Source organism: Acinetobacter stercoris, assembly GCF_900323515.1.
GTDB classification, from domain to species: Bacteria; Pseudomonadota; Gammaproteobacteria; order Pseudomonadales; family Moraxellaceae; genus Acinetobacter; species Acinetobacter stercoris.
Genome location: NZ_OOGT01000122.1, coordinates 1 through 11,757, shown reverse-complemented (window position 1 = coordinate 11,757; position 11,757 = coordinate 1). Strand labels below are relative to the sequence as shown.

General features: G+C 39.1%; 11 protein-coding genes and 1 pseudogene. 4 read left to right on the top strand and 8 right to left on the bottom strand.

Going from position 1 to position 11,757, the window contains the following annotated elements; all coding sequences use genetic code 11:
* Positions 1-323: 323 nt before the first annotated feature.
* The 3 genes from mhpT to KPC_RS12580 all read left to right on the top strand — a co-directional run bounded on the left by mhpT (position 324) and on the right by KPC_RS12580 (position 3,372).
* On the top strand, positions 324-1,538 hold the full coding sequence (mhpT, locus tag KPC_RS12590) for a 3-(3-hydroxy-phenyl)propionate transporter MhpT (protein ID WP_121974710.1): 1,215 nt from the start codon (positions 324-326) through the stop codon (positions 1,536-1,538).
* Positions 1,539-1,696: 158 nt separating this feature from the next.
* The gene (gene pncA, locus KPC_RS12585; protein ID WP_121974709.1) at positions 1,697-2,338 is read left to right on the top strand and encodes a bifunctional nicotinamidase/pyrazinamidase; all 642 of its coding nucleotides are present in this window, start codon (positions 1,697-1,699) and stop codon (positions 2,336-2,338) included.
* 86 nt (positions 2,339-2,424) lie between these two features.
* Positions 2,425-3,372 carry a bile acid:sodium symporter family protein gene (locus KPC_RS12580; protein ID WP_121974708.1) on the top strand — a complete coding sequence of 316 codons (948 nt, stop codon included), beginning with the start codon at positions 2,425-2,427 and terminating at the stop codon, positions 3,370-3,372.
* A gap of 41 nt (positions 3,373-3,413) precedes the next feature.
* Here the strand turns inward: KPC_RS12580 and KPC_RS12575 are convergent, their stop codons facing one another.
* From KPC_RS12575 to KPC_RS20905, 3 genes and pseudogenes are all read right to left on the bottom strand, one after another.
* On the bottom strand, positions 3,414-3,878 hold the full coding sequence (locus tag KPC_RS12575) for a DUF523 domain-containing protein (protein ID WP_121974707.1): 465 nt from the start codon (positions 3,876-3,878) through the stop codon (positions 3,414-3,416).
* A 198-nt stretch (positions 3,879-4,076) separates the two neighbouring features.
* Positions 4,077-4,379, bottom strand: coding sequence for a hypothetical protein (locus KPC_RS12570; protein WP_265735828.1), 303 nt, complete (start codon positions 4,377-4,379; stop codon positions 4,077-4,079).
* A pseudogene (locus KPC_RS20905) lies at positions 4,380-4,457 on the bottom strand (MobA/MobL family protein); the annotation flags it as partial.
* A 127-nt stretch (positions 4,458-4,584) separates the two neighbouring features.
* Between KPC_RS20905 and KPC_RS12565 the strand changes: the two are divergent.
* Positions 4,585-4,995 carry an ester cyclase gene (locus KPC_RS12565; protein ID WP_121974705.1) on the top strand — a complete coding sequence of 137 codons (411 nt, stop codon included), beginning with the start codon at positions 4,585-4,587 and terminating at the stop codon, positions 4,993-4,995.
* Positions 4,996-5,344: 349 nt separating this feature from the next.
* Here KPC_RS12565 and KPC_RS12560 read toward each other — a convergent pair whose 3' ends face one another.
* From KPC_RS12560 to KPC_RS12540, 5 genes are all read right to left on the bottom strand, one after another.
* Complete coding sequence (locus tag KPC_RS12560; protein WP_121974704.1) at positions 5,345-6,235, bottom strand: metal-dependent hydrolase; 891 nt, start codon at positions 6,233-6,235, stop codon at positions 5,345-5,347.
* 269 nt (positions 6,236-6,504) lie between these two features.
* On the bottom strand, positions 6,505-7,206 hold the full coding sequence (locus KPC_RS12555) for an SDR family oxidoreductase (RefSeq protein WP_121974703.1): 702 nt from the start codon (positions 7,204-7,206) through the stop codon (positions 6,505-6,507).
* Between the two features lie 9 nt (positions 7,207-7,215).
* Positions 7,216-8,541 (bottom strand): MFS transporter, encoded by a 1,326-nt coding sequence (locus KPC_RS12550; protein ID WP_121974702.1) that lies wholly within the window; start codon positions 8,539-8,541, stop codon positions 7,216-7,218.
* Positions 8,542-8,701: 160 nt separating this feature from the next.
* The gene (locus tag KPC_RS12545) at positions 8,702-9,916 is read right to left on the bottom strand and encodes a CaiB/BaiF CoA transferase family protein (protein WP_121974701.1); all 1,215 of its coding nucleotides are present in this window, start codon (positions 9,914-9,916) and stop codon (positions 8,702-8,704) included.
* A 13-nt stretch (positions 9,917-9,929) separates the two neighbouring features.
* Positions 9,930-11,675: an acyl-CoA dehydrogenase family protein gene (locus tag KPC_RS12540; protein WP_121974700.1), complete on the bottom strand. Its 1,746-nt coding sequence runs from the start codon at positions 11,673-11,675 to the stop codon at positions 9,930-9,932.
* Positions 11,676-11,757: the final 82 nt, after the last annotated feature.

Below are 11,757 nucleotides of genomic sequence, written 5' to 3'. Positions count from 1 at the left end.
ATTATAGATACAGTCTAAAACAGAAAAAAATGAAATAAAAATCATGTTTTTTAATTGTTTTTTTATATATCAAGATTAAATGGAGTTTCTTACAGGATGAGAAAAAATAGCCAAATATGAAAAAAAGTTGAGTGTTTCAATCGGAATTTTATGTGATTTATTGATTTTAAGCCTATCTTGATAAAAAAAATTATTAATTTTTGAGCATACTGTTCTTTTAAGATCTTCATTTTTCTAAAACTTATTGATAGTTATTTCAGCCGCCTGAGTACTAGATGATGTTCAATTCAACGACAGCATCTATTTAACAGGGATTTGCAGAAATGGATCGTTCTTTCACACAAACAGATAAAAAACATTCAACAATAACTGTGCTGATTTGCTTTCTTATTGCCGTTATTGAAGGTATTGATATTCAGGCAGCAGGTGTTGCAGCTTCGGGAATAAAAACATATTTTGGATTAAGCGCATCCGAATTAGGGCTTTTTTTTAGTGCAGGAATTTTAGGTTTACTGCCTGGAGCTCTTGTTGGTGGTCGTTATGCTGACCGTATTGGTCGTAAAAAAGTTTTGATCTGGTCTGTAAGTGTTTTTGCTATTTTTACCCTTTGTACGGTCTGGGTAAATAGTTTTTATACACTGCTTTTAGTTCGCTTTTTAGCTGGTGCCGGACTGGGAGCAGCAATGCCAAACCTCATCGCACTTGCTTCTGAGTCAACTTCACCAGCAAATAGAGGTCGTGCCGTTGGGTTAATGTATTGTGGTATGCCTATAGGTGCAATTTTAGTGTCTCTGCTGGCAGCATATGATGTGAGTGGAAACTGGAAAACTATCTTCTATGTTGGAGGATTAGTTCCACTTATCGTTGTACCTCTGATGTTTAAATTTTTACCAGAATCACGTGAATTTTTAAAAGCACAACAAGCTGTAAAAAGCTCGGATCAAAAGCCTTTATCATTTAAAGACTTGTTTAGCCGTGAGTTCGCATCACGAACTCTTTTGTTGTGGGTAAGCTATTTTTTTACTTTGATGGTGGTTTACATCATGTTGAGCTGGTTGCCATCCCTGTTTATGGAGCTAGGTTTTAGCCGAAAAGATGGTAGCATGGCAATGGTATTTTTCCAGATAGGTGCAACAATTGGTACCGTAGTTTTGGGTATGCTGATTGACCGTTGGAAGAAAGCCTATGTGATCGTTTTAATGTATCTTGGTATTCTGATTGGTTTATTCAGCTTGAATAGCGCAACAACACTTAATTTCATGTTTGTTGCAGCAGCAATTATGGGAACATTTACCATCGGTGGACAAGGTGTCTTATATGCTTTCGGAAGTTTTGTTTACCCTACACATTTACGTGGGCAAGGGGTTGGTGCAGCTTCTGCGGTAGGTCGTATTGGAGCTATGATGGGACCTGCAATTGCTGGACAGCTACTGGCTGTAGGAAGTGGAGCGACTGGTGTAATTTCAGCTGCAATTCCATGTATTGTAATCTCGGCGATCATTATGATTTTATTAACCCGCCGTTTAGAAACAGCATAATAAACCAGAAAAGTTTGGATTAAGAATGCCTAGCTGTTAGGCATTTTTTTGTGTTCTAAAAATAATTTTATACAGTGTCTGACTAGAAATTTGCTCGTTTAATCCTTTCCTGTTTAAGATAGTGCTGATAAAAAGTTAAAAGACTATGGAGAAGGGAAATGTTCCAGGCGAAACAAAGTGCTTTGATTATTGTGGATGTACAAAATGGTTTTACACCTGGGGGAAATCTGGCTGTTGCGCATGCAGATGAAATCATTCCATTGATCAATCAACTTTCGGACGCTTTTCAACATGTTGTTCTTACTCAGGATTGGCATCCTGAAAACCATATTTCTTTTGCTGAAAATCATAAAAATAAAAAGGCTTTTGATACGATCCAGCTTGATTATGGGACTCAGGTGCTTTGGCCAAAACACTGTGTACAAGGAACCCGAGATGCAGAATTACACCCTGATTTGAATGTTCCCAAGGCTCAATTAATTATCCGTAAAGGTTGTCACCAGCATATTGATAGCTATTCTGCATTTATGGAGGCAGATCATAAAACATCAACAGGTCTGGCAGGTTATTTAAAAGAACGGGGAATCACTCAGGTTTATATCGTTGGTATTGCTACAGATTTTTGTGTGGCATGGACAGCTATTGATGCCGCAAAACTTGGTTTTGAAACTTTTGTCATTTCTGATGCAGTAAAAGGGATTGATTTACATGGATCTTTACAGCATGCGTGGCAGGAAATGTTGGCAAATGGAGTAAAACGTATTTATAGTCGTGAAGTTTTTTTACTGGCATCGGCATAAATGGCTTTGTTTAGAGTTATCTATGTGGATGTTTAATACATTGACTTTAAATATAAAGATTTTAAAAATTTTATAAGGTGTGAAGCATGACGGCATTCTTGCGCTTTAGTCAATTTGTCCAAAAAACTTTTGCTCTTTGGGTCATATTGTTTGCGGTCATAGCATTATTTATACCTGATGCTTTTATATGGATGAAAGCATATATCCCGTGGGTACTTGGTATTATTATGCTTGGCATGGGAATGACCATGACTGTGGATGATTTTAAGAGTGTTCTTGCTCATCCTAAGGCTGTTGTGATTGGAGTTGTTGCACATTTTGTAGTAATGCCGAGTGTTGCCTATTTTCTGTGTAAAATTTTTTATCTACCAGCAGAAATTGCGGTTGGTGTGATTTTAGTCGGATGTTGTCCTGGTGGAACAGCATCTAATGTGATTACTTATATGGCAAAGGGGAATACAGCCTTGTCCGTTGCCTGTACGTCAGTTTCAACATTTTTAGCACCTGTTTTGACTCCTGCGATTTTTTATGTTCTGGCAAGTCAATGGATTCCAATTGATGCAGGTTCAATGTTTATTGATATTCTAAAGGTTGTGATTTTTCCGATTATTTTAGGTGTATTTTTACGTACATTCTTTAAAGAAAAAACTGAACAATATATTCAGATCATGCCCCTTATGTCGGTGATTGGTATTGTGGTTATTGTGGCTGCAATTATTGCTGCCAGTAAAGCTTCGATCATGCAGTCAGGCTTGCTGATTTTAGGCGTGGTGATTTTGCATAATGGTTTAGGATTTTTACTCGGCTTTTGGGCAAGTCGTTTCTTCAATTTATCTTATTTTGATAGTAAAGCCGTTGCAATTGAAGTTGGAATGCAGAATTCAGGATTGGGTGTAACACTTGCTGCAATTCATTTCGCAGCATCTCCAGTTACTGCTGTACCTAGTGCGATATTTAGCCTTTGGCATAATATTTCTGGACCAGCTTTGGCAACATATTGGGCTGCAAAAGCCGATAAGATAGAACAAGAGTAGAGAAGATATCAAAGGATCATGAGTCTGAGCTATGGTTTTATTTATAAGATGTGTTGTAAAAACTCATTCTCGGACATGACTGTAAAGCCATGTTGTGTGAGTAACATGGCAGTTAAACCCATTCCTTGTTTTTTATGTCCTTGAAATGTCCCGTCATAGATGAAATGGCGACCACAGGATGGGCTATTCTCTTTTAAGATGACATGGGTAATCTGGTTTTTCTGTGCAATTTCCAGAGTTTTATATGCACCTATTAAAAAAGCCTCAGTTACATTTGTTCCGGAAGAATCCAGAATTTTAGCCTGTCCATCGAAAACGTCTAATGCTGATCCTCCTACAATCTCGGCAGCAGGACGAGGAGTAGCTAAGCCACCAAGCATTTCAGGGCAGGCGATGATTGCCTGATCATTTTCAACAAGTGCTTTCAATTTTTCATGTAAGCAATTTCGAGCATCATATCGAACATTTTCTCCTGCAAGGCAGGCACTGATCAAATATTTAGGCATTTTTTAATCTGGACTATCAGCCGTCTAAGTCATGTTGCATGATATCGCCTTTGGCATATAAACAGGTAGAGTAAGGAATAATTTCTTGCTGGATCTGAAAATTAAACTTTTGATAACATCTTTGAGCAAGTTGATAATTTTTGCATAAGTAATATTCTGGTTATGTCTATTTGGAGTAGTTAACTATATTCATTTGAGTTAAATCATGATTTTAAATGGGCAATTGTTGCAGATAGAAGAATGATTATTGAGCGTGGGTAAGCGCCACTCAATGGGTTTAAGGTCTTCCCGTATGTCTTTCTGCTCACCAATCATAGGTTTGAATTTTCCATCAAGTCCCGCCATATCTTTTATGCCGTTTTCGGTGAGGAAGTTCAAGCATTGCGCTGCCGTTTCCAGATTGTGGATGGTCGCTTTCCCCGCTTGCTGCTGGCGCGTGAGGATGCCCTCAATCACGTCGGCGAGGGTGGGTGGCTCGGTGCGGATGCTGCGCTTCTCCATCTGTGAAGCCACCGCGCCTAAATAGACGGTGGGAATTTGGTCGATGCCCTGTCGCTCATAGCTGCGGTGGTCTATGCGCTCGGTGTGACCATGTTACTCCTGCACGATTACAGATTTCAGCCCACACGTCGCGCTCCTTTCGATTGAGATTGAAAAAACGCCCTGTGCTTACTACAATTAAGGCAAGGGCACAGGGTGGATTGTTGTGAATAATCAAGAAATAGCAAAATATTTTTATGAACATATCACTTCCAATAATTTGATCGATGAAGTGCCTGAATACGTTTCGGATAACTGTGTTGTCCGTGTTGGTGAAAATATTGTCCCAATAGGTATTGAGGGCATGAAACAACATTTGATTGATGTGCGGAAAACCTATCCCGACTTGACAATGAAAGTAATTCGTCAATTTGTTGATGGTGATACCGTAATTTCAGAATTTGTTATGGTGGGTACTCATCTTGGCGAATGGTTAGGCATGAAACCGACAGGGAGAAAGTTGCGCATGACCGGGGTTGATATTGATAGGTTTGTTGATGGAAAGATTGTCGAGCATGGCGGGGCTGTGAATACCTTTGAAACATTGTTTGAAGCGGGTATCATAAAACCAGCGTGAAATTTGAGCGTATACGTTATACAAGGGGGCAGCGGGGGATTTATTCCCCTGCTCTTTAGTTTGCACCGATAGGTGCAAACCGCCACACGATACCACTTGCCAACGGAGTGTGATATATAAATGTGCCCTTGCGCTGCTTCCTCGTCCCGCTCGCACCCTGCGCCGCCCTCTGGCGTGGCTGTAGTGGCGTTCTGCTCCGTGATGCTGGCAAGCATATGGCGGTCATGGTCATTCGCCACGGCTTTTTCAAGAAAGGTTTTGAATTGCTCGTCCGTGAGCGGTATCGTGTCGGGCAACATACTTTCAAAAGCCCCCGTGATAAATAGCAGGGGCTTTTTGATTAAAAGGATCAACTATATAAAGGAGGATGAACTTCGTCTTGGAAGCTTTCCATGCCGTATTCATCTGCTAAACGTTCTTTCCAGTAACCGACCAGTTTTGAGTAATCAATTTCAGAAGGATGGAAGTCTGCTTTGTAATAAGATAAATATTCTGGAAGAAGAGAAACCAGCATTTTGGCAATCAGATAAAATCCATATATATTTCCTGAAACTTTAGGCAGGCTTTTACGCCAGTCTTGCATAAATAATCGGCTTGCTGAATAGAATGTCAAACTTGCGAAGCCAGTAGTAACATTTCGCATCACACGACGACGCACTTTATCATCTGCAAAGACTTCCTGATAAACATTGAATGCTACAGCACGGTGTTCAATTTCTTCGATAGCATGCCAAACCCACAGTTTAATCGCATCATCATCCAATGTACTGAGTACTTCGGGATGACGTAAAATATATCCTCCCAGCAATGCAGTAAAATGTTCAAAAGCACAAGTCACTGCAAGTTGTAATTTAGGATGTGTCGAACGTATAAATTTATCTTGACGTGCTAACCATGCCTGAAAACTATCAAGTTGATAATCATCACGACGCCAAGCATCATTAAATTCGGCATGCGCTTTGGAATGCATTGCTTCCTGACCAATAAATGCTGCAATCTGGGCTTGCAGTTTTTCATTTTTTACTTGATCACGCACATTTCGCACGCTATGCACGAAAAATTGTTCACCAATTGGGAAAGTGGAAGATAAGGCTGTAAGTAAATGTGACATTACAGGCGAATTCGCAAAAAAATGTCTGCGGATCGCTTTGGGGTTAAAGCTTGGTTTACGGACTGTTATACCAATAGCTTTAGGACGATTTAGATATGTTTTTTCTGACGTCACTTGAGCGATTGTCATAAGGCTCACCTATTGCAAGTATACAAAACTATCTTATAGTGACAGATACTGCACATTTGTATATTGCCAAAACATTCGCCAAATTGACTTAAACCTACATTTCAGACAAATGGTAAAATTTCAATATTTTTCACATTATGTTGAAATTGCAGTTTTAAAAATAATTATTTGAAAAATATTTATTTTTAATTTTAGCTTGCTGGTTTGAAAGCCATCATATTTTTCTATCTATAAACAGGATGGCTACTTAATATTACATATAAATTGGCTTAAATGCCGTTTACACCAATGGTCATCCCACCACATACATATAAAATTTGCCCAGTAACAAAGCTTGATTTTTCATCCAGAAAGAAATCACATGCATGAGCAATATCATTAGGCTGACCAAACTTTTTGACTGGTATGCTATTTAAGATTTGTTGAGTCATTGGTAAGTCAACAGGATTTGCCTGTTTAAATAATTCAGTCTCAATCGGACCAGGTCCAATAGCATTGACGGTTATACCAAATTCGCCAAGTTCGAGTGCAGCGACTCGGGTCATACCCACCAACGCAGCTTTACTTGAGGCATAAGCTATGCGAAATGACTTGCCTAAGGCAGCACGTGAAGAAATGTTTATGATGCGCCCAAATCCAACAGACTTCATACATGGAATCACTGCTTGTATACATTGCAGAGCGCAACGGGTATTGAGTGCCATGACTCGGTCAAATTGTTCTAAAGTTTGCTCTGTAATAGGAGCAGGGCAAACCATACCAACATTATTGACTAATCGGGTAATTGCACCCTGAGATAAGACTTTATCTAACGCAGTTTGAGTTGCATTCTCATCAGATAAATCAACCAGAATATCGGCATTTTGCTGATCGAGGATAATCGTTTCAAAACCTTTTTCATGACATGATGCAGCGATAGCAGCGCCAATACCTGAACCACCTCCTGTGATTAAAACTCTTTCTTTATTCATTTTTGATACCTATACATGATCAATCATCGGTTTTGTTGCTGCAAAGGTACGAGTCGCTGCTTCATATTTCGAAATTAGATATACTGCAGCGACCATGCTGATAATCACGTGGATAACAGCGAGAATAATTACGGAAATAATAGAGCCTGTCTGGTTTAACAAGGTCTGGGCAATAATCGGGGTAGAGCCGGCAAAAATCATTCCGCATAGCTGATAACTTAAAGAAATCCCTGTATATCTGACATTGGCTGGAAAAGCCTTGACCAGTATCCCACCTAAAAATGAGTAATACATGGAATGGGGAATAGTCGCTACAGCCATGCCTATTGCGGCGAGTAAATATGATTTGGTTGCAATCATCAAAAAGGCAAAGGGTAGTAAAATGATCTCAGGTAATAGGATAAAAATAATCGCTTTTTTCAAGTTAATTTTAGAGGCAATGATTGCACCAAAAGGTTGAAATATAACTTGAGTAATAAGTGCAATTGTGACAATTCCCAAAAAATCAGAGCGACTAAAGCCGATGTCATTAACTGCCCATGAGAGTGCAAATGTTGTTTTAAAATAAGTCGCCGAAAGTCCGATAATACAAGCACACATGCCCAGAAATACCATCATTTTATATTTCTTGAGCACTTCTGTTAGAGGGACTTTAACTAAGGTTTTATTTTCTTTAAGTTGTTGCATTACAGGTGATTCTTCAACACCTAAGCGAATCCATAATCCTGTTAGGACTAAAAGTGCTGAGAATAGAAATGGAATACGCCATCCCCATGACAGGAATTGTTCATCTGGCAGAAATGAAAACATGAAAAAGACAAATGTAGCGAGTAGATTGCCAACAGGTGAACCCTGTTGTGCAAATGCGGAATAAAGTAATTCTTTTCCTTTTGGTGCATGTTCAGCGGAGAGTACAACAGCTCCTCCCCATTCGCCACCCATGGCAATACCTTGGATTAATCTAAGTAAAACCAAGAGTATAGGTGCTGTAATGCCTATGGAGTTATATGTTGGTAACAGGCCAATTGCTGTTGTACAGACACCCATCAACATGAGGGTTACAATCAGGGTTTTTTTACGCCCGATTCTGTCCCCCAGATGTCCAAAGATAATTCCACCCAAAGGACGTGCTAAAAAACCAATCCAGAAAGTTGCAAAGGCAGCAAGAGTACCTGTCGCAGAATCTATGGATGGAAAAAAGATTTTTCCAAAGACTAGGGCAGCTGCCGTGCTATATGCATAAAAGTCATACCATTCAATTGTTGTTCCAACGAAAGAAGCAACACCCGCTTTTTTCGCAGCTTTGGTTTGTTCTGCAATATTCACATTTTCCATTGTGTATGTCCTTATATCAGAGCAGAAAACAGTCCTTGTTAATACAGATAATCAAATTATCTTTAAACGTATTTTAATCAGACATTTTGTCGCCTGCTTTTCATTTCTTTGATTCATTTTTAGCTAAATAGACAATTTCATGGTTTTGAAATTTAAAACATTATTCGGTTGTCACTATCACACTGTTTTCATGTTGATGAATGATGCCTTTTTCGATAAGGAGTTCGATTTGTGCAAGGCTAAATCCATTATTTTTTAAAACATGTAGTGTATCTTGAGCAAAAGCTGGCGGCACTATTCGGTAACTTGGAGGTGTTTTGCTCAATTTAATTGGCGAGCCAATACCCTGATATTCATTCCCGATCGTAACTATCATTTCACGATGTTGGGTATGTGGATGCTGAATAATTTGATCAACATTTAAAATTGGGCCACAAGGAACACCGAGATGAATTAATTCTGAAGCTAAAAGTTCGCCATCGAATTCGGACAGTTTTTTTTCTAGAATTTGCTTCAACTCGGTTCGGTTATGGCAACGATTTGCATTTGTATCAAAACGTGGGTCGATGACTAAACTTTTTAAATTCAATTTATTGCATAGCTTTTCAAACTGGTTGTTATTGCCTGCTGCAATATAAACTGGACTGGTTTTTGTCTTGTAGGCATCGTATGGACTAATGTTGGGGTGTGCATTGCCTGTACGTTGAGGAACTTTTCCCGACCATAAAAAGTTTGGAATATGTGGGTGAAGTAAAGATACACCTGTATCAAATAAGGCTGCTTCAACAAATTGCCCTTTACCTGTAGCATGCCGTGCTTGTAGTGCAAGTAAGATTCCAATGACGGCATTGAGTCCTGTAACCATATCCACAACAGGTAAACCGACACGAAGCGGTTCACCTCCTGGTTCTCCATTGACACTCATGATTCCTGAAATAGCCTGAATTACCGAGTCATAGCCAGGTAGAGCACCCAAAGGACCATCTGTACCAAATCCACTCACACGACAATGGATAAGCTTAGGAAATTTTTTCGATAAAAAATCGTCAAATCCCAGCCCCCATTTTTCTAGAGTTCCAATTTTGAAATTCTCAATCAAAATATCCGCATCTGAAAGTAATTTAAGTAGAATCTGTTGACCTTCAGCTTGTGTTAGATCGACTGAAATGCCTTGTTTGTTTCGGTTTAGTCCAGAAAAATAAGCTGCACTGTCATTTTTAAAAGGAGGTCCCCAAAAGCGGGTTTCATCTTTTTGAGGAGGCTCAACTTTAATTACCTCAGCGCCATGATCTGCAAGCACCTGAGCGGAAAATGGACCACCTAGAACACGACTCAGATCAATGACTTTAATTCCTTGTAATGCACCTGTATTCATCCTTGAATCTCCTTTAAATCACGATAGACATTGCTTGATTCTGACTAATTTCTTTTTGTTGAATTAGTCGTTCAAATAGATCATTTAAGGATGAGTCATAATCACGTGACAGAGGATTTATAGGACTTAATTTAAATTTCACAATTAGCTGTGCAAGTGCCAAACGTTGCCAATTGTTCTCAGTCTGTACTGCTTCCCAGGCCATCATAATGGCTGTAGTAATATGATACAAAGCAGATGCTGCTTTACGTGTATCTGATTCATTTTTATCGGTGATAATGTTCTGGATAAGCTCTTCAACATCATGTAATTTTTGTATTAATAATTCACGTACCTGAAAAGGGATATTTTCATTGTTGAGCAGGTTGATTAAATACGGTTTAAGGTAGGACAGGGCATCTGCACGTTCTATTGAACGAATAACATCAAGTGCCACGATATTACTCGTACCTTCCCAAATCGAACCTAAATGTGCATCACGTAAAATACGGGGGTCAGACCACTCTTCGATATAACCACATCCGCCACGGACTTCCATTGCATCACCTGCAACTTTTCGGGCATCACGACAAGCACGGAATTTGATGAGTGGGGTCAAAATTCGTACACATTTGCCCGCCTGCTCATCCTCCTGTTTTGATTTATGTAATAATAGTGCAGTGTGCAAGACCATAGTTCGGGCTTGTTCACTTGCTAAAAGCATTTTTGAAAGTTGTTTACGTTGAAGTGGTAAATCCTCCAATGCTTTGCCAAATGCTTTGCGGTTTTTAGAAATATACAGTGCTTCATCTACTGCCCGGCGCATGAGTCCTGCTGCACGAACACCATTTGAAAGGCGGGATAAATTGATCATATCTGCCATTTGCTGGAATCCACGACCTATATCACCTAATAAATAGGCTTTTGCATTTTGTAGTGAAATTTCACCGCTTGCCATTGATCGTGTGCCTAATTTATCTTTCAGACGCAGAATTTTATAATGGTTATGCTGACCATTATCCAGAATTTTAGGCATTAAAAATAAACCTAAGCCTTTCATTCCCTCAGGGGCGCCATCGACATGTGCCAGAACCATCGCCAAGCCGGCATCAGGATTTGAACAAAACCATTTATCGCCTGTTAAAAACCATTCCCCATTCTTTTTATAAGCTGTGGTTGTAATTCGGGATACATCTGAACCAGCACCCTGTTCGGTCATAAACATTGCGCCTTGAGTTAAAGCATCAAAATCAGATGTAGTCAGATTGGGGAAATATTTGTCAATGATATCCTGTGGTGCATATTTACACATAGTATGAGTAAGTGAGTCAGTCATGCTGACAGGACAGCACAGTCCAAATTCTGCCTGTACAAATAGATAAGTGAGAGCATATTTTGCCATTGGTGGCATTACATCGGGCCAGCCCAAGGCTCCTTTTTTATGAGTCATACTGGCCAGACTCAGGTCAATATAAGCTTTTTTTTCTAATTCAATATAAGCAGGATGTTTAGCAATTTTTTGTTCGTCAAATCCTTGACGATTACGATATTGCAGAGTTGGTGGATTTTTATCTGCAATAGAGGCTAAATCATCCAGATAAGAGCCAACATCGGCCCCTAATTTTTCAAAATGGGGTAATAAGTAACTATATAAATCTTTCGGTAAATAAACATTGAGTAGTTTTTTAAAAGTAGGGTCTTGAGTAAAAAAATTTTGTCCATGTCGATCTGGAATATTGTTTTCAATTTCAAGTTGATTGATTACANTTAGACTAACCATGATGAGCTCCTGCCATATTCTTAAAATTATTTTTAAATTTCTCGAAATCAGATTAGAAGCTACATAATGTTAAGTAAAATAT